Origin of the sequence: Streptomyces sp. NPDC059477 (assembly GCF_042749375.1) — a bacterium.
Classification (GTDB): domain Bacteria; phylum Actinomycetota; class Actinomycetes; order Streptomycetales; family Streptomycetaceae; genus Streptomyces.
On sequence record NZ_JBHYUG010000089.1, the window covers coordinates 1 to 18,515 of the forward strand.

15 protein-coding genes are annotated in these 18,515 nt (G+C 72.1%); 1 reads left to right on the forward strand and 14 read right to left on the reverse strand.

Annotated elements, in window-relative coordinates:
- Nucleotides 1-39 precede the first annotated feature (39 nt).
- The 14 genes from ACFXAZ_RS31495 to ACFXAZ_RS31560 all read right to left on the reverse strand — a co-directional run bounded on the left by ACFXAZ_RS31495 (nucleotide 40) and on the right by ACFXAZ_RS31560 (nucleotide 16,091).
- Entirely contained in the window at nucleotides 40-1,125 is a 1,086-nt protein-coding gene (locus tag ACFXAZ_RS31495; protein WP_384598074.1) for a prephenate dehydrogenase, read from the reverse strand.
- A 184-nt stretch (nucleotides 1,126-1,309) separates the two neighbouring features.
- The gene (locus tag ACFXAZ_RS31500) at nucleotides 1,310-1,822 is read right to left on the reverse strand and encodes a YidB family protein (RefSeq protein ID WP_384598076.1); all 513 of its coding nucleotides are present in this window, start codon (nucleotides 1,820-1,822) and stop codon (nucleotides 1,310-1,312) included.
- Between the two features lie 136 nt (nucleotides 1,823-1,958).
- A complete protein-coding gene (locus ACFXAZ_RS31505) occupies nucleotides 1,959-3,005 on the reverse strand; it encodes an ADP-ribosylglycohydrolase family protein (RefSeq protein ID WP_384598078.1) in 1,047 nt (348 codons plus the stop codon).
- Nucleotides 3,002-3,724, reverse strand: a complete 723-nt coding sequence (locus tag ACFXAZ_RS31510) for an NUDIX domain-containing protein (RefSeq protein ID WP_384598120.1) — start codon at nucleotides 3,722-3,724, stop codon at nucleotides 3,002-3,004. The genes ACFXAZ_RS31505 and ACFXAZ_RS31510 overlap by 4 nt, the downstream gene beginning before the upstream one ends.
- Nucleotides 3,725-4,072: 348 nt before the next feature.
- Nucleotides 4,073-4,636 carry a TIGR03086 family metal-binding protein gene (locus tag ACFXAZ_RS31515; protein ID WP_384598080.1) on the reverse strand — a complete coding sequence of 188 codons (564 nt, stop codon included), beginning with the start codon at nucleotides 4,634-4,636 and terminating at the stop codon, nucleotides 4,073-4,075.
- 129 nt (nucleotides 4,637-4,765) lie between these two features.
- The gene (locus ACFXAZ_RS31520; protein WP_384598082.1) at nucleotides 4,766-5,857 is read right to left on the reverse strand and encodes a pseudouridine synthase; all 1,092 of its coding nucleotides are present in this window, start codon (nucleotides 5,855-5,857) and stop codon (nucleotides 4,766-4,768) included.
- A gap of 12 nt (nucleotides 5,858-5,869) precedes the next feature.
- Nucleotides 5,870-6,511, reverse strand: a complete 642-nt coding sequence (gene scpB, locus ACFXAZ_RS31525) for an SMC-Scp complex subunit ScpB (protein WP_384598084.1) — start codon at nucleotides 6,509-6,511, stop codon at nucleotides 5,870-5,872.
- Nucleotides 6,508-7,650, reverse strand: a complete 1,143-nt coding sequence (locus ACFXAZ_RS31530) for a segregation and condensation protein A (RefSeq protein WP_384598086.1) — start codon at nucleotides 7,648-7,650, stop codon at nucleotides 6,508-6,510. The genes scpB and ACFXAZ_RS31530 overlap by 4 nt, the downstream gene beginning before the upstream one ends.
- 28 nt (nucleotides 7,651-7,678) lie before the next feature.
- A complete protein-coding gene (locus tag ACFXAZ_RS31535) occupies nucleotides 7,679-8,251 on the reverse strand; it encodes a hypothetical protein (RefSeq protein WP_384598088.1) in 573 nt (190 codons plus the stop codon).
- A complete protein-coding gene (locus ACFXAZ_RS31540) occupies nucleotides 8,236-9,414 on the reverse strand; it encodes a ParA family protein (protein WP_382693498.1) in 1,179 nt (392 codons plus the stop codon). Before ACFXAZ_RS31540 ends, ACFXAZ_RS31535 begins: the two co-directional genes overlap by 16 nt.
- Before the next feature lie 475 nt (nucleotides 9,415-9,889).
- On the reverse strand, nucleotides 9,890-11,014 hold the full coding sequence (ald, locus tag ACFXAZ_RS31545) for an alanine dehydrogenase (protein ID WP_384598091.1): 1,125 nt from the start codon (nucleotides 11,012-11,014) through the stop codon (nucleotides 9,890-9,892).
- 129 nt (nucleotides 11,015-11,143) lie between these two features.
- Nucleotides 11,144-13,210, reverse strand: a complete 2,067-nt coding sequence (locus ACFXAZ_RS31550; RefSeq protein ID WP_384598093.1) for a tetratricopeptide repeat protein — start codon at nucleotides 13,208-13,210, stop codon at nucleotides 11,144-11,146.
- Nucleotides 13,211-13,691: 481 nt separating this feature from the next.
- Nucleotides 13,692-14,318 carry an NUDIX domain-containing protein gene (locus ACFXAZ_RS31555; protein ID WP_384598095.1) on the reverse strand — a complete coding sequence of 209 codons (627 nt, stop codon included), beginning with the start codon at nucleotides 14,316-14,318 and terminating at the stop codon, nucleotides 13,692-13,694.
- An 87-nt stretch (nucleotides 14,319-14,405) separates the two neighbouring features.
- Complete coding sequence (locus ACFXAZ_RS31560) at nucleotides 14,406-16,091, reverse strand: CTP synthase (protein WP_384598097.1); 1,686 nt, start codon at nucleotides 16,089-16,091, stop codon at nucleotides 14,406-14,408.
- Between the two features lie 582 nt (nucleotides 16,092-16,673).
- Here ACFXAZ_RS31560 and ACFXAZ_RS31565 point away from each other — a divergent pair.
- Nucleotides 16,674-18,476, forward strand: a complete 1,803-nt coding sequence (locus ACFXAZ_RS31565; protein ID WP_384598122.1) for a glycoside hydrolase family 15 protein — start codon at nucleotides 16,674-16,676, stop codon at nucleotides 18,474-18,476.
- The last annotated feature ends 39 nt before the right edge of the window (nucleotides 18,477-18,515 follow it).

Below are 18,515 nucleotides of genomic sequence, written 5' to 3' on the forward strand. Positions count from 1 at the left end.
GCCGACCCCCACGCCGGGCGGCAACAGAACGCCGGCCGCCTACTGCCGCACCCCCCACCCCCGCTCCCGCAGCGCCGCAGCCAGCACCGGCACCGCCTTCGGCTCCACCATCAACTGCACCAGCCCCGCCTGCTGCCCCGTCGCGTGCTCGATCCGTACGTCCTCGATGTTGACCCCGACCAGCCCCGCGTCCGCGAAGATCCGGGCCAGCTGCCCCGGCTGGTCGTCGATGAACACCGCGACAACCTCGTACACCCGCGGAGCGGACCCGTGCTTGCCGGGGACCCGCACCTGCCCGGCGTTCCCGCGCCGCAGCACGTCCTGGATGCCGTCGACGCCCTCGCGCCACTTGGCCTCGTCGGCGGACTGGAGGGCCCGCAGTGCCTGGACGGTCTCGTCGAGGTCGGCGGAGACGTCGGTGAGCAGGTCGGCGACCGGCCCGGGGTTGGCGGAGAGGATGTCGATCCACATCGCGGGGTCGGAACCGGCGATCCGGGTCACATCGCGGATGCCCTGCCCGCACAGCCGTACGGCCGTCTCCTCGGCGTGTTCCAGGCGCGCGGCGACCATGCTGGAGACGAGGTGGGGCATGTGGGACACGAGGGCGACGGCCCGGTCATGGGCGTCGGCGTCCATGACGACCGGGACGGCGGCGCAGTGCGAGACCAGTTCCAGGGCGAGGTTCAGCACCTCGGTGTCGGTGTCCCGGGTCGGGGTGAGCACCCAGGGGCGGCCCTCGAAGAGGTCGGCGCTGGCCGCCAGCGGCCCGGACCGCTCGCGGCCGGACATGGGGTGCGTGCCGATGTACGCGGTGAGGTCGAGGCCCTGCGCCTCCAGCTCCCGGCGCGGCCCGCCCTTGACGCTGGCCACGTCGAGGTAGCCGCGGGCGGCACCACGCCGCATGGCGTCGCCGAGCACGGCGGCCACATGGGCGGGCGGCGCGGCGACGACGGCGAGGTCGACGGGCCCCTCGGGCGGGCTGTCGGTCCCGGCGCCGAGCGCGGCGGCCGTCCGGACGTGCTCGGGGTCGTGGTCGGCGAGATGGACGGTGACACCGCGCCGTACCAGGGCCAGGGCGACGGAGGTGCCGATCAGGCCGGTGCCGATCACGAGTGCGGTTCTCACTGGGCGTGTCCTTGGGGGAGGGCGGCTGGGACGCCCGCAGAGCCTAGTCAGCCCGCAGCCCGCAAACCACCGATGCGCGGCACCCGCTCCCCGAGACGACCCGGACCACCGGAACAATCGAGGCGACCGGGACGACCGGGACGACCAAGCCGACCACCGAACAGGCACCGCGCACAGCGCCGGCTCACACCCGCTGTTGCTTGATGATGTCCTCCAGCGAGGCCTGCGGGACCTGGCCCTCGGGGGTGAGCTTGTCGACGGCCTGGGGCAGCACCGAGGCAAGCTGGTCGGCCGCCTTGTCGGGGCTGACGCCCGCTTCCTCGGCGACCTTGCCGAGGGTGTCGTCGGGCAGCGCCTCGCGGACCTGGGCGCCGGTCACGGGCTGGTTCTGGCCGTGGCCCACCCAGGACTGCGCCTGGTCGACCAGTCCGGACTTCTTCAGCATGTCGAGCAGCCCGCCCAGCGGATTCGCGCTGCCGCCCGCGCCGCCGCCAGCCACGCCGGTGGCGGCCCCGGCACTCGTACCGCCCTTGGACATCAGCGCACCGAGCAGCGCACCGAGAACATTGACCGCGCCACCACTGCCACCGGCCCCACCACTCGCACCGGTCGCACCACCCCCACCACCACCGCCGCTCTGCTGCCCGCCGCCACCGAGAAGACTGCCGAGCAGACTGCCGAGATCGTTACCCGCCATGATCGCGCCTTTCGAGAGTGCGGCCGGGCGCCGGCTGCGGGCCCGGCCCGCCTCTGCCAATGTCACGCGCACGGTCGGGCTCCGCTACTCGGCGGGCGCCCGGCTCCGAACACCCCAGGTCAGCGCGGGGGCCGCCTCAGGCGTCCCAGAGCGCCCCGAGCGTCACCAGTTCCCCCCGGTACTCGATCCGGTCCGCCCACGGCCGGGGCCACGCCTCGGCCCCGAGATACGCGCCGGCGAAGGCGCCGGTCAGCGCGGCGATCGAGTCGGAGTCGCCGGAGGTGCAGGCGGCCCGGCGCAGCGCGGTGAGCGGCTCGTCCACGAGAAGCAGGAAGCACAGCAGCCCGGTGGCCAGCGCCTCCTCGGCGATCCAGCCCTCCCCGGTGGCCAGACACGGGTCGGTCTCCGGCGACACGGTCCGTACGGCGCCCTGGAGCCGCTCCAGCACCGCCAGGCACTCGTCCCAGCCGCGCCCGATGAAGTGTTCGGGCGTGGGGTCCTGACTCCGCGTCCACAGATCGCCGAGCCAGCGCTCGTGGTACCGGCCGCGGTTGTCGTAGGCGTACGACCGCAGCAGCCCGACGAGTCCGGTCGGCTCGGCGCCCTGGGCGAGCAGCCGGACGGCGTGCGCGGTGAGGTCGGACGCGGCGAGCGCCGTGGGATGGCCGTGGGTGAGGGCGGCCTGCAACTGGGCGGCCCCGGCCCGCTGTTCATCGCTCAGACCGGGTATCAGCCCGACCGGCGCGACCCGCATGTTGGCGCCGCAGCCCTTGGAATGGAGCTGGCTCGCGTCCTGCCAGGGCAGCGCCTCGTCCTCCAGCAGTGCGCAGGCGGTCAGGCAGGTGCGGCCGGGGGCCCGGTTGTTGTCCGGCGAGCGGTTCCAGGCGACGAACTCCTGCCGCAGCGGCCCCACCAGCCCCTGCGGCCCGAGCACGCCCCGGTCCATGGCCGTGCGGATCGCCCGGCCGACGGCCAGGGTCATCTGGGTGTCGTCGGTGACGTACGCCTGCCGGGGCAGCTCCATCTCCCGCCAGGGCCCGCACTTGGCGAGGATCGACGGCACGTCGTTGAACTCGGTGGGGAAGCCCAGCGCGTCCCCGAGGGCGAGGCCGAGCAGGGATCCGGTGGCGGCGCGCTTGCGGACGGTGCTCGCGGCCGGGGCCGAGGGCGTGGTCGGGGTCATGCGGGGGTTCCTTCCCGGGGCGGTCGCAGCAGGGGCGGGTGGAGGGTGGTGGCGGGGCCCGCGCGGTAGAGGGCCGCCGGTTTGCCGCGTCCGCCGGTCAGCCGGGCGGCGCCGGGGACGGGGGCGACGAAGCCGGGCGTGGCGAGCACCTTGCGCCGGAAGTTGGGCCGGTCCAGCGGGGTGCCCCAGACGCTCTCGTAGACCCGCTGAAGCTCTCCGAGGGTGAACTCGGGCGGGCAGAAGGCGGTCGCGAGGCAGGTGTACTCCAGTTTGGCGCCGACGCGTTCATGGGCGTCCGCGAGGATCCGGTCGTGGTCGAAGGCGAGCGGCCCGGCATCGGCGTACGGCACCCAGCGGGCCTGCGCCGCGTCGCCGCCCCCGTGCGGTTCGGGGGGTTCGGGCAGCAGCGCGGCGAAGGCGACCGACACCACCCGCATGCGCGGGTCGCGGCCGGGCTCGCTGTAGGTCCGCAGCTGCTCCAGATGCAGCCCGGAGACATCGGCCAGCCCGGTCTCCTCGGCCAGTTCCCGCCGCGCCGCCGCCTCGGCGGACTCCCGCGGCAGCACGAACCCGCCCGGCAGCGCCCAGCACCCGGCGTACGGCTCCTGCCCCCGCTCGACGAGCAGCACCCTCAGCCCGTCCGCGCGCAGCGTGAGCACGGCGAGATCGACGGTGACGGCGAAGGGCTCGAAGGCGTACTTGTCGTACCCACCAGTCATGGCCACGCCACCCGCCCCCCGTCCACACCACCGACCGGCATCCGCACGACCACCCCTCACGAGTCACCACGACCATTAAGAGTCACTACGACTATAAGGACCCCGGCACGGCCACGCCACCCCCCGCCGCCCTCGGCCCGGCCGAGCCCGCCGACGCCGACACCACCAGCGGCCCGGCGAACCGCACCACCCCGGCCCGATCCGGGCAGGCCACCACCTGACCGCCGCCCGACAACAGCCCGGCCCCGGCGACACCGGCACGCCGCCCACCGCCACCGCCACCGCCACCGACGGTTCAGCCCACCCCGTCCCTCCCTCCCCTCCCGCCTCAGCCGCCCCCTCTCCCCCTCACCCCACCTCACGCCCCAAGAACGCCAGCAACCGCTCATCCGCCCCCGCCGAAGCCGACACGGCCAGCGGCCCGGCGAACCGCACCCCCCGATCCGCCTCGGCCACCACCCGCCGGGCGACCGGCAGCAGCTCCGCCGCCAGCGGCACCGGCAGCGGCCGTACGCGTCCGCACGCCTGGGCCACGTCCCACCCGTGCACGGCGATCTCGACCGCGCCGACCGCGACCATCACCCTCGACTCCAACGGCCGCGTCCCGATCCGCACCCGCTGCGGCGCCCCCGCCGCCCACGCGCCGAGCACCGCGCACGCCCGCCGCCGGAACCCGCACGCGGCGGCCTCCGGCGCTCCGGGGAACGGTCCGATCACCCCGCCCGTCAGCCCCTCGTACAGCGCGTCCAGCGCGTCGTCGAGATGCCCCAGCAGCTCGCCGAGGTCCCACCCGGCGCACGGTGTGCCCCGCCCCAGACTCGCGCTCTCCACCCCGGCCACGCTCCCCAGCGCGTACGCCAGCGACCGCTCCAGCAGTTCCCCAGGATCCGTCTCGGTCCTCGTCCCAGCCATCCGGCACTCCCTCCGTCACCGTTACAGACCGGCCGGAAGGCCAAAAGGAATCGGCCGGCCCCGGAAAATCCCCGGGACCGGCCACCGTACGCACGTACGTGTGCGCGCATGCACGCACAGAGACATTGTCTACAGATCGACCTCGTTCATCAGCATCCCGACCTCCGTGTTGGACAGGCGCCGCAGCCAGCCCGACTTCTGGTCGCCCAGGGTGATCGGGCCGAAGGAGACCCGGACCAGCTTGTCGACCGGGAAGCCCGCCTCGGCGAGCATCCGCCGCACGATGTGCTTGCGGCCCTCGTGGAGGGTGACCTCCACCAGGTAGTTCTTGCCGGTCTGCTCGACGACCCGGAAGTGGTCCGCGCGCGCGTACCCGTCCTCCAGCTGGATGCCGTCCTTCAGCTGCTTGCCCAGGTCGCGCGGGATCGGGCCGACGATGTGCGCCAGGTAGGTCTTCTTGACGCCGTACTTGGGATGGGTCAGCCGGTGCGCCAGCTCACCGTGGTTGGTGAGCAGGATGACGCCCTCGGTCTCGGTGTCCAGCCGCCCGACGTGGAAGAGCCGGGTCTCGCGGTTGGTGACGTAGTCCCCGAGACACTGCCGCCCCTCGGGGTCCTCCATCGTGGAGACGACCCCGGCGGGCTTGTTCAGCGAGAAGAACTGGTACGACTGCGTGGCCACGGTCAGCCCGTCGACCTTGACCTCGTCCTTCTCCGGGTCGACCCGCTTGCCCTGCTCGGTGACGATCTCGCCGTTGACCTCGACCCTGGCCTGCTCGATCAGCTCCTCGCAGGAGCGCCGCGAGCCGTACCCGGCGCGCGCGAGCACCTTCTGGAGCCGCTCGCCCTCCTGCTCGGCGCCCGGGAAGGTCCGGGGCGGCTTGACCTCCTTCCCGGCCTTGGCCGCGTACCGCTCCCGGTTGCGCTCCTCGGCCCGCATCTCGTACTCACGGGAGCTGCCGGGGGCGGTCCGGCCGCGCTGGGGCTGCGCCGCCTTCTTCGGCCCGCCCTTGGCCCCGCCGCGCGCGCTGCCGCCACGCCCCGTCCTCGGGCCGTCCTGCGTGGCCCCGGGGCCCACGTCGTAGCGGCGCTCCTCGGGCCGGGGCTTGCTGGGGCGGCCCTGACCCTGGCCCTGCCCCTGCTTCTGGTCCCTGCTGTTCCCGGCGCCGCGGGGGTTACCGCGCCCGCCGCTCTTACCGCTGCCGCTACCACTGCTTCGCATCAAAGGTTCCGTCTAGTCGTCCGCGTCGTCTGGGCCCGGAGCATCGGGTGCGTCCGGGTCGAACGACGGCACCCCTTCCAGTGTCTCCGCCTCGATCGCCTCCGCCTCGGGGAGGAAGGGCGCGAGTTCCGGCAGCTCGTCCAGGCCGCGCAGGCCCATCCGCTCCAGGAAGTAGTTCGTCGTCGTGTACAGGATCGCACCTGTTTCGGGTTCCGTGCCCGCCTCCCCGATCAGCCCGCGCTGAAGCAGGGTGCGCATGACCCCGTCACAGTTCACTCCGCGCACCGCCGAGACCCTTCCGCGGCTGACCGGCTGGCGGTAGGCGACCACCGCGAGGGTCTCCAGCGCGGCCTGGGTGAGCCGGGCGTGCTGCCCGTCCAGGACGAAGCCCTCGACGGCCGCCGCGTACTCGGGCCGGGTGTAGTACCGCCAGCCGCCCGCGATCAGCCGCAGCTCGAACCCCCTGCCCTGCGCCGCGTACTCATCGGCCAGCTCCCGCAGCGCGTCGGCGATCCGGCGCCGGGGCCGCTGGAGGATCTTCGCGAGATGCTCCTCGGTCGCGGGCTCGTCCACGACCATGAGCACGGCTTCCAGGGCGGGCTTGAGTTCCAGGTCGGCGACGCCGCCCGGCGCCTGTACCGGCTGCTCGCTCACGCCTTCCTCTCCTCCTCGGACGACTCCGGCGGCTCGGGCGACTTCGGCGGCTCGGGCGCCCGGTCGAACTCGTCGGTCACCAGTGGCCCGGCATCCGCCGCCCCGCCCGTCCAGCGCACCAGCAGCTCCCCGAGCGCGTCCTCCTGCTCCAGCGCCACGGCCTTCTCCCGGTACAGCTCCAGCAGGGCGAGGAACCGGGCGACGACGGTCAGTGTGTCCCCGGTGTCGGCGACCAGGTCCCGGAAGCTGGCCGCGCCCAGCTCCCGCAGCCGCGCGACCACGATCCCGGCCTGTTCCCGCACGCTCACCAGCGGCGCGTGGATGTGATCGACGTACACCTGCGGCCTCGGCCTGGGCTGCATCGCCTTCACGGCGAGCCGGGCGAACCCCTCGGCCCCGATGCTGATCACCACGTCCGGCAGCAGCGCCGCGTGCTGCGGCTCCAGTCCGACGGTACGGGGATAGCGCCGCGCCTCGGCATCGAGCCGTTCGCTGAGGATGTCGGCGACCCGCTTGTAGGCCCGGTACTGGAGCAGCCGCGCGAACAGCAGGTCCCGCGCCTCCAGCAGCGCCAGATCGGCCTCGTCCTCCACCTCGGCGGCGGGCAGCAGCCGGGCCGCCTTCAGATCGAGCAGGGTGGCCGCGACGACGAGGAACTCGGTCGTCTCGTCCAGATCCCAGTCCGCGCCCATCCCCCGGATGTACGCGATGAACTCATCGGTCACCTTCGACAGCGCGACCTCGGTGACATCCAGCTTGTGCCGGGAGATCAGCTGGAGCAGCAGATCGAAGGGCCCCTCGAAGTTGGCGAGCCGCACCTTGAAGACACTGTCCTCGGGGGTGTCACCGGGCGGAACGCCAGCGCCGGACACGGCATCAGCACCGGACACGGCGGCCTCGCCGGACACGGCCGTCTCCACGGGTTCCCCGGCCGCAACGTGCCTCTCAGCGGGCCCCTCGGCGGGTTCGGCAACGGGCGGGTCGTTCTCGTTCTCCACCCCGGCGCCGGGGTGCCCATCGTCCGGGACCGGCGAAAAGACCTCGCTCTCCGGCGGAGCCCCACCCGGCCCCCGCCCCAGCACACGCCGCCGCCCCGCGGGGCGCCCCGCGCCGGAGACAAAAGCATCGCTGGAGGTCATATCCCCCGCAGGCTAGCGCAGCCTTCCGCTACCGCCCACGCAACCGTCGTACGAGAATGCTGGCGTCGCCCCGGCTCTCCAGATCGGCCAGCACCACGGCGACCGCCTCCCGCACGATCCGCCCCCGGTCCACCGCGAGCCCGTGCTCCCCGCGCAGCACCAGCCGCGCGTGCTCCAGGTCCATCAGTTCCTCGGCGGACACATAGACGGTGATCTTCTCGTCGTGCCGCTCCCGCCCGCTGGGCCGGCGTGAGCCGCCGCCCCGTCCGCGTTTGCGCGGCGCCTCGGAGCCCTCGGCGCCCGGGGCGGCAGAACCTTCCTGCGCCCCCGCCCGGCGGCCACGCTCCCGGTCCCGCCCGCGCGCCGCGGCGTCGGAGGACTCCGCGCCCGTGGCGACGTGCTCGGCCCCGTCGCCGTCGCCGCCCTGCGCGGGCACGGACTGCGGGGCGTCCTCGGCGGCCTGCGGGTCGCTCTCCCCGGCCGGCGCCGGCACCCGGGCCTCGCCGTTGGGCCCGCGCCGCGGGGTGGACGGCTGGAGCGCCATACCCCCTGTCGTACGGAAGAGTTCGTCGGCCCCCGGCAGACTCACTCGGCGTGACACCGGGCGAGCACCTCCCTGGCGAGCTGGCGATAGGCGGCGGCGCCGACGGAGTTGGAGGCGTACGTGGTGATCGGCTCACCGGCGACCGTGGTCTCCGGGAAGCGGACCGTGCGCCCGATGACCGTGTGGTACACGTGATCGTCGAACGCCTCGACCACCCGGGCCAGCACCTCACGGCTGTGCACCGTGCGCGAGTCGTACATCGTGGCGAGGATGCCGTCCAGCTCCAGCTCCGGGTTGAGCCGCTCCTGGACCTTCTCGATGGTCTCGGTCAGCAGGGCGACACCGCGCAGCGCGAAGAACTCGCACTCCAGCGGGACGATCACCTTGTGCGCGGCGGTCAGGGCGTTCACCGTGAGCAGGCCGAGCGAGGGCTGACAGTCGATCACGACGTAGTCGTAGTCCGGCAGCAGCGGCTTCAGCGCGCGCTGGAGGGTCGACTCGCGGGCGACCTCGGAGACCAGCTGGACCTCGGCGGCGGACAGGTCGATGTTGCTGGGCAGCAGGTCCATGTTGGGGACCGCGGTCTTCAGCAGGACCTCGTCGGCGGACATGCCCCGCTCCATGAGCAGGTTGTAGACCGTCAGGTCGAGTTCCATCGGGTTGACGCCGAGACCGACGGACAGCGCGCCCTGCGGGTCGAAGTCCACGAGCAGCACCCGGCGTCCGTACTCCGCGAGCGCGGCACCCAGGTTGATGGTCGACGTGGTCTTGCCGACGCCGCCCTTCTGGTTGCACATCGCGATGATCTTCGCGGGCCCGTGGTCCGTCAGCGGGCCCGGGATCGGGAAGTACGGCAGCGGGCGCCCGGTCGGGCCGACCCGCTCACGGCGCTGACGCGCGGCGTCGGGCGCGAGCGTGGCCGCGTACTCGGGATCGGGCTCGTACTCGGCGTCCGGGTCGTAGAAGTGCCCCTGCTGCAATTCGTCGTAGTCGGCGAAGTGGTTGTGGGGCACGCCACTTCCGTCGCCGGTCATGGCGTTCACGTGATGGCCATCCATGCTCTGGTGTGCTGGCTGCGTCACCCCAGGCGTGAGGTGACTCCGGTGGGCCGCGAAGGTGCGCACCGCTACGGAGCCGACAGCCTCGAACCCCGCGGGAGCCTGACCCCGCGCAGGGCTTCCTGGTTGACCACCCCCGGGAGAAAATGTCGACTCATTCACAAGTCGTCTTACCTCCTTGGTGACCAGGAAACTTCTAGACAGGTCAGCGTGGCACCATGCCGACGGTTGGCGACTCTATGGCGTGTCGGGCGTCCGCAGCAACACAATCCGCCGGACCCGGCAGGATGTGTCGGCAATGAAACATCCCGCTGTCAAGGGCGTACGACCGTCGCACGGTGGGTTTCCCGGGGGTGCGAATCGGTTCAAGGTCGGGTCAAGGGTTACGTTCGAGGCGAGTTGACCGAGTGCGGCAAAGTGACCATACACACACCCGGCCGGACCTTGTCGTGCAAGGTCCGGCCGGGTGTGTGGCGTTGACGAACCGTGTTGACGAATCGCCTTTTGCCGGATGATGACTTGAATTCGCCGTAGGGCGGCCGGACGACGGGTGTCCCACGGCATGTCACGGCACGACAGGGCGCGTCGGACGCCCGGGAGCGGGGCGCGCAAGAAGCGGAATTGAGCCGTCCGGCGGTCAGCCGAGCAGGGTCTCCAACGCGACGTGCTCCAGCCCGTGCGCCTCGGCGACCTCCTTGTACACGACCTTGCCGTCATGGGTGTTGAGGCCCTTGGCCAGCGCGGGGTCCCGGCGCAGCGCCTCGACCCAGCCGTTGTTGGCGACCGAGACGATGTACGGGAGGGTGGCGTTGGTGAGCGCGTTGGTGGAGGTGCTGGGCACCGCGCCGGGCATGTTGGCGACGCAGTAGAAGACCGAGTTGTGCACCGGGAAGGTCGGCTCGGCGTGGGTGGTGGGGTGGGAGTCCTCGAAGCAGCCGCCCTGGTCGATCGCGATGTCGACAAGGACACTCCCGGGCTTCATCCGGGACACCAGCTCGTTGGTGACCAGCTTCGGGGCCTTGGCTCCCGGGATGAGCACCGCGCCGATGACGAGGTCCGCCTCCAGGACGGCCTTCTCCAGTTCGAAGGCGTTCGACGCGATCGCCTTGACCTTGGTGCCGAAGATCTTGTCGGCCTCGCGCAGCTTGTTGATGTCCCGGTCCAGCAGGGTCACCTCGAAGCCCATGCCGACGGCGATCTGGGTGGCGTTCCAGCCGGAGACCCCGCCGCCGATGACGACCGCCTTGGCCGGGGTCACCCCCGGCACGCCGCCCGGCAGCACACCCCGGCCGCCGGACGGGCGCATCAGGTGGTACGCGCCGACCTGCGGGGCCAGCCGGCCCGCGACCTCGGACATCGGGGCGAGCAGCGGCAGCCCGCGGCCGGGCAGCTCGACCGTCTCGTAGGCGATGGCGGTGGTACCGGACTCGATGAGGGCGTCCGTGCACTCCTTGGAGGCGGCCAGGTGCAGATAGGTGAAGAGGATCTGGTCCTTGCGCAGCCGGTGGTACTCCTCGGCGATCGGCTCCTTGACCTTGAGCAGCAGGTCGGCGGTTGCCCAGACCTCGTCGGCGGTCTCCAGGATCCGCGCCCCGGCGGCGACGTACTCCTGGTCCGTGATCGAGGAGCCGGTGCCGGCTCCTCGCTCGATGACGACCTGGTGGCCGCCGCGCACCAGCTCGTGCACGCCGGCGGGGGTGATGGCCACCCGGAACTCGTTGTTCTTGACCTCGCGGGGGATGCCGACCTTCACGTCGATCACGGTCCTTGGCTCAGAGGGTATTTACACGACATACCCGGCCGCGCCAGGGCACACCGGGAGACACCGCAGGAGAACGTGCGGTAGAGCCAGTCTAATGAAGGTGTTCCCGGTGTCTAGCCTTTCATTGCTTCAATCTTTCGCGGGTGTACTACGGATTTCGCAGGCGTTAGCACCGTGTTCCGCGAGGGATTCCCCTGGATCGCCCTCCTGGCACTCCTCTCCCAGCATGCGCTCGGCCGCACCGCGGTGCAGCCCGGCGGCCGTGCTGTCGCCGAGATGCTCCAGGGTGTCGGCGAGCCGCAGGTGCAGCGCGGCCTGGAGCCGGGTGTCCTCGGCGCGGCGCGCCCACTCCACCGCCTCCTGGCAGGTGCGCAGCGACTCCTCGGGCCGTCCCGCGTACTCCTGGACCCGCGCCAGCTCGCTCAACGCCCGCGCGTACGCCGCCACATCGTCGAGCTTGCGATACCCGGCGAGCGCCGCCCGCCAGCCGCGCTGGGCCTCGCCGTAGCGGCCCGCGTAGGTGTGGGCGGTGGCGATCCGGCCGTACAGCCGGGCCATGTCGGCGCGCTCGTCGCGGGCCAGCCGCTCGGCCAGCGCGCGGCCGAACCAGTCGGCCGCCCGCTCGTAGTCCCCCAGCTCCTGGTGCGCGCCGCCTACGGATTCCATCGCGCGGCCGGTCGCGTACGGGTCGTTCGCCTCCCGTCCGGCGTCCAGCGCGGCCCGGTAGCGCACCAGCGCCTCGGTCGTACGGCCGGTACGGGCGTCCAGATCGCCCAGATTCAGCAGCGCCGCCGCCCGCTCGCGGGGCAGGGCCCGGCGCTCGGCGACATCGAGGACGAGGCGGTGGACGCCGTACAGGTCGGGCGCGGCGGCGTGCGTGCCGACGTGCGCCACCATGGCCCGGACCAGCTGGGACATCAGCCGCCGGGCCAGGGTGTCCAGCTCGCCGTCGGCCACGGCGAGGCGGGCGGAGGCCAGCAGGGCGGGGCGGCGCACGTTCAGCCAGTCGGCGGCGGCCCGGGGGGTCGGGAAGCGCAGGGCGCGGGGCATGTCCTGGAGCTTCTCGCGCGCCTCCGGGTTGTCGGTCTCGGTGATCGCCCGGCAGGACTGGAGCAGCCGTACCGTGCGCTCCAGCATCCGGGCGCGGGCCAGCTGCAACTCGGCGGGCTTGTCGTGGGTCTCGGTGAGGGCGGCCAGCAGCGGGTGCAGGGCGCCCGGCACCTCGTACTGCGGCAGCGGGCCGGGCCTGCGGTGCAGCAGGCCGAAGGAGACGAAGTCGTCCAGCGTGGAGCGGGCGGCGCCGACCGAGCAGCCGGCCAGCGCGGAGGCGGTGTGCGGGTCGGCCAGTCCGGCCGGGGCGAGGGAGAGCAGGCGCAGTATCCGGGCGGCGGCGGCGGGCAGCGCGGTGTGCACCAGCCCGAAGACCCGGCCGAGCGCGGTGCCCTCGTCGCCCTCCGCGTGCAGTTGCTTGGCGAGGTCGGCGACGGCGGCCTTCGGCCGGGCGGCCAGCCAGCCGCCGGCCAGCATCAGCGCGGCGGGCTGCGCCTGGCACGCCTCGACCAGCCCTTCGGCGGCACGCGGATCGACGGTGATCCGTACCGACCCGGTGTGCCGGGACAGCAGCTCCACCGCGGACTTGGTGTCCAGGCCGCCCAGCGTGCACGGCCGGACGTCGGAGATGCCGGTGAGCGGACCGCGCGACACGGCGACCACGAGGCACTCCGGGGTGTCCGGCAGCAGCGCGTCGACCTGCTCGGCGTCGGCGGCGTCGTCCAGCAGCAGCACCGCCCGGCGGCCGGTCAGCGCCGCCCGGAACTCGCCGGTCAGATCGTCCTCGGCGGCCCCCGGCGGCGTCGGCAGCTCCAGCTCACCGAGGAGTTCCCGCGCGGCCTGCCCGACCGGCACCGGGGTCCCGTCCGGCTCGGCGAGCCGGGCCCGCAGGATCCCGTCGGGATAGCGGTCGGCGATCTGCGCCACCAGCTCCTCCGCGAGCGCGGTCCGCCCCGACCCCGGCTTCCCGGCGATCAGCAGCACCCGCGCGCGGGGCGCCTTCTTCCCGGCGAGGGTGTCCAGCCCGGCGCGCTCGATATCGGCGCACAGCTCCTTCAACTCCCGTGTCCGGCCCAGGAATCCGCAGTCCTGCGACGAGTGTCCCGACAGCTGCAAGCCGTCCGTGTCCACCGCCTGATCCGTCACGGGCCACGCTCCCGTCCCACCGCCCGCCGACCCTGCGGCCGGGGCACCTGCGCCTGTCTCTGGCTGGTCGCGACGAGCCTAGTTCACCCTCTGCAACGATCCCCGCGGAGCACGGCGGACAGGTCCCCCGATCGGATCAACCGATGGTCGGACTGCCCGGGGGGCTACCGGGGCCGATGAGGTGGCAGCGCCGCCCCACCGACGGGCACGGCGACGGGGAGCGGGCCCCTAGGCCGATCAACGTGGCCAAGGCGGCTGAGACCGCCGGCGACGGCCACGCCCCCAGGGGCGCGGGGAACTGCGCGACCAGCCCACGACGGCCGGCAGCCAACCACCACCCGCACCACCCCAAACCCCCACCGACCCGCCCGAGACACCCCGGCAACCACACACCCCTCAGGGGCGCGGGGAACTGCGCGGCCAACCCACGACACCCCGCAGCCAAACGACAAGCGCACCGCCCCCCGGCGCCCTCACACCGTCACGCCGAGAACGGCCTCGCAGGCCACTCCGCCCCCGCGGAGCGCAACGCCTCCACACCCGCCCCACCCCGCGCCGCCACCAACGCCAGCACCCCCACCACCAGGCAGTTGTTGTGCAGCTCTCCCGCCAGCACCCCCCGCACCAGCTCCGCCACCGGCACCCGCGCCAGCTCCATGTCCAGCTCCTCGTGCTCCGCCTCGAACCGCCGCCCCTCGACCTCCGACAGCCCGCGCGCGAGAAAGATCCGTACCGCCTCGTCGCACCCCCCGGGCGTGGGGTAGACGTCGGTCAGCACCCGCCAGTCCTCCGCCTTGACATGCGCCTCCTCGTACAGCTCGCGCTGGGCGGCATGCAGCGGGTTCTCCCCGGGGACGTCGAGCAGCCCCGCCGGGATCTCCCACAGCTTCTGCCGCACGGGATGCCGGTACTGGCGCAGCACCAGCACCCGGTCCTGGTCGTCCAGCGGCAGCACGGCGACCGACCCGGGATGCACCTGGTAGTCGCGCCCGACGACGGTCCCGTCGGGCATGACCACCTCGTCCGTGCGTACGGAGGTCTTCTTGCCCACGAAGGGGGTCGCGGTGGCCCGGACCTCCCATTCCTCGGGACTGTCCTTGATCGTCATGCCCTGTCCTCCCACGCGCGACAGAAAAAAACCGGGGTGCCCCCCTCAGCAGGAGGAACGCACCCCGGCCACCGTACAACCGGTGTCTCAGACAGAACTCGCCGCGGAATCCCCCGTACCGCCCCCGGCGGCCACCTTGCGCTCCACCGCCGCCTTCACCAGCCCCGCGAACAGCGGATGCGGGCGCGTCGGACGGGACCGCAGCTCGGGGTGGGCCTGGGTGGCGACCAGGTAGGGGTGCACATCACGCGGGTACTCGACGTACTCGACCAGCTTGTTGTCGGGCGACGTGCCGGAGAACAAGATGCCGGCCTTCTTCTCCAGCTCCGCCCGGTACGCGTTGTTCACCTCGTAGCGGTGCCGGTGCCGCTCCTCCACGTACTCCTTGCCGTCGTACACCTCGCGCACGATCGAGCCCTCGGCCAGCTTGGCCGGGTACATGCCGAGCCGCATGGTGCCGCCCATGTCGCCCTCACCGGCGACGATGTCGAGCTGCTCGGCCATGGTGGAGATGACCGGGTGGGCGGTGGCGGGGTCGAACTCGGTGGAGTTGGCGTCGGTGATCCCGGCCAGGTTGCGGGCCGCGTCGATCACGATGCACTGGAGGCCCAGGCACAGCCCCAGCAGCGGGATCCGGTGCTCACGGGCGTAGCGGATGGCGCCGACCTTGCCGGACACCCCCCGGTCGCCGAAGCCGCCGGGGATGCAGATGGCGTCCACGTCGGCGAGCTGCTCGGCGGCGCCGGACGGGGTCTTGCAGTCGTCGGAGGTGACCCACTTGATCTTCACACGGGTCTTGTTGGCGAAGCCGCCCGCGCGCAGCGCCTCGGTGACCGAGAGATAGGCGTCGGGCAGATCGATGTACTTGCCGACCAGGGCGAGGCTGATCTCATGACGCGGGCTGTGCACCCGGTCGAGCAGGTCGTCCCAGGTCGTCCAGTCCACATCGCGGAACGGCAGGTCCAGGCGGCGGACGGCGTAGGCGTCCAGGCCCTCGGAGTGCAGGACCTTGGGGATGTCGTAGATCGACGGCGCGTCCGGACAGGCCACCACGGCGGCCTCGTCCACGTCGCACATCAGGGAGATCTTCCGCTTGATGGCGGTGGGCACCTCGCGGTCGCAGCGCAGCACGATCGCGTCCGGCTGGACACCGATGTTGCGCAGGGCCGCGACCGAGTGCTGGGTCGGCTTGGTCTTCAGCTCTCCGGAGGGGCCGATGTACGGCAGCAGGGAGATGTGCACCACGAAGACGTTGTCCCGGCCGACCTCGTGGCGGACCTGGCGGACGGTCTCCAGGAACGGCAGCGACTCGATGTCGCCGACGGTCCCGCCGACCTCGGTGATCACCACGTCCACGTCGTCGGCGGCCATCCGCCGGATGCGGTTCTTGATCTCGTTGGTGATGTGCGGGATGACCTGCACGGTGTCGCCCAGGTACTCACCGCGCCGCTCCTTGGCGATCACCGTGGAGTAGACCTGGCCGGTGGTGACATTGGCGGAGCCGTCCAGATCTCGGTCCAGGAAGCGCTCGTAGTGGCCGATGTCCAGGTCGGTCTCGGCGCCGTCGTTGGTGACGAACACCTCACCGTGCTGGAAGGGGTTCATCGTGCCGGGGTCGACGTTGATGTACGGGTCGAGCTTCTGCATCACGACGCGCAGGCCCCGGGCCTTGAGCAGCATGCCCAGGCTGGAGGCCGTCAGGCCCTTGCCGAGCGAGGAGGCGACACCCCCGGTGACGAAGATGTGCTTGGTCGTCGTGGTTTTCGGCGGCATGGCCAAGACGGGGCTCCCGTGGTCGCGGTCTGGGGGTGCGGTGGCGCTGCCGTACCGGATTCCGTACGAGGTCCCCGCAGGAATCCTGCCGGGATGACGTGCGGTTCTCCGGGGGCGCCGTCGCTGCGGTTCGGGGGTTCTACGCCCACCGGTCCACGGGCTACCAGGGTAACAGCGCCTCGGGACGGTGCCGCCCGGCCACGCTCCGCGTACACACCGACACGTACGCGCACTCCTTACGCACTTCTCACCGACCGCTCACCCGATCAGCGCACCCAGGTTGCCCGGAGCGGCGCGCAGATCATCTACGTGCGTCGTATCCTGCTCGGACACTCGCTGCCGAGTCCGCCGGAAAAGACGGCACACCCCCGCCCGTATCCCACCGGAACAACGAGGGCTCGTCAGTTCGTTGAGCACAGACCGCCGTTTTGCCACCAGAGCCGCTCGGCTGTTTTGCTTCATTGCTCAACGACGCATGACATACCTCAGACGTACCACTGACATACCCCCCAATACCCCCCCTTGACCGCACTAGCGACAGCCCCTTCATGGGGTGACGTGGCCGTTCGACTGGAGTTGCACGTGGCCGGGCGCATCGAAGATTACGCACTCATCGGAGACATGCAGACCGCGGCACTGGTCTGCCGGGACGGCACGGTGGACTGGCTGTGCCTGCCCCGCTTCGACTCGCATGCCATCTTCGCCGGGCTGCTGGGCACCGAGGACCACGGTTTCTGGCGGATCGGCCCGGCCCACGCCCCGGACAGCGCCCCGCCCACGTCGAACCGGCGCGGCTACCGCGGGGACTCCCTGATCCTGGAGTCCGAGTGGGACACCCCGCGCGGCACGGTCAGGGTGACCGATTTCATGCCCCCCCGCGATGGCGCCCCCCAGCTCATCCGCATCGTGGAAGGCGTCACGGGCCGCGTCCCGATGCGCTCCACCCTGCGGATGCGGTTCTCCTACGGCCGCCTCGTCCCCTGGGTCCACAAGCACGACGGCCGCACGGTCGCGGTCGCCGGACCGGACTCCGTGTGGTTCGACACCTCCGCGCAGACCTACGGCAAGGCGCTGACCACGTACTCCGACTTCACGGTCTCCCCGGGCGAGCGGATCGCGTTCACGATCTCCTGGGAGCCCTCCCACAAGCAGCCGCCCGCGCTGCCGGAGCCGGAGCAGTCCCTGGAGGCGACGGAGGACTTCTGGCGCGAGTGGGTCGAGCACTGTACGTACCACGGCCCCTACCGTGAGGCGGTCGTCCGCTCCCTGATCACGCTCAAGGCCCTCACCTACGCCCCGACCGGCGGCATCGTCGCCGCGCCGACCACCTCCCTCCCGGAGGAGATCGGCGGGGTCCGCAACTGGGACTACCGCTACACCTGGCTCCGGGACGCGGCGATCACCCTGTCCTCGCTGCTGCGCACCGGCTACCGCGAGGAGGCCCGTGCCTGGCGCGAATGGCTGCTGCGCGCGGTGGCCGGCGACCCGGAGAACCTCCAGATCATGTACGGCATCGCCGGCGAGCGCGAACTGGGCGAGGCGGAGCTGGACTGGCTCCCGGGCTACGAGAACTCCGCCCCGGTCCGCGTCGGCAACGGCGCCGCGCACCAGCTCCAGCTCGATGTCTACGGCGAGGTCACCGAGGCCCTCCACCTCGGCCACATGACCGGCCTCGCCCGCAACGACTACGCGTCCCTGCTCCAGCTGAAGCTGATCCACTACCTGGAGAACCACTGGAACGAGCCGGACGAGGGCATCTGGGAGGTCCGCGGCCCCCGCCGGCACTTCGTCCACTCCAAGGTCATGGCCTGGGTCGCCGTCGACCGCACCATCAAGCTCATCGAGTCCGGCGACGCCGACGGCCCCCTGGACCGCTGGCGCGATCTGCGCGACGACATCCACCGCGATGTCTGTGAGAAGGGTTACGACAAGGAGCGCAACACCTTCACCCAGTCCTACGGCAGCAAGGAACTCGACGCGTCCCTCCTGCTGATCCCGCAGATGGGCTTCCTGCCGCCGGACGACAAGCGGGTGATCGGCACCATCGAGGCGATCCAGCGCGAGCTGTCCACCCCCGACGGCTTCATCCTGCGCTACCCGACGGAGGGCGAGGCGGCGGGCGTCGACGGCCTGCCGGGCGACGAGGGCGCCTTCCTGGCCTGCTCCTTCTGGATGGCCGACGACCTCGCCATGATCGGCCGCGTCGACGAGGCCCGCAAGCTCTTCGAGAAGCTCCTCGCCCTCCGCAACGACCTGGGCCTCCTCGCCGAGGAATGGGACCCCGTCAACCAACGCCAGGTCGGCAACTTCCCCCAGGCCTTCAGCCACGTCCCCCTGATCGACACGGCCCTCAGGCTCACGGCGTCGGGGGCGTACGGGGGCTGACACGGCGGTGTGAGAAAGCCGACGGGGGTGCCACCCGGC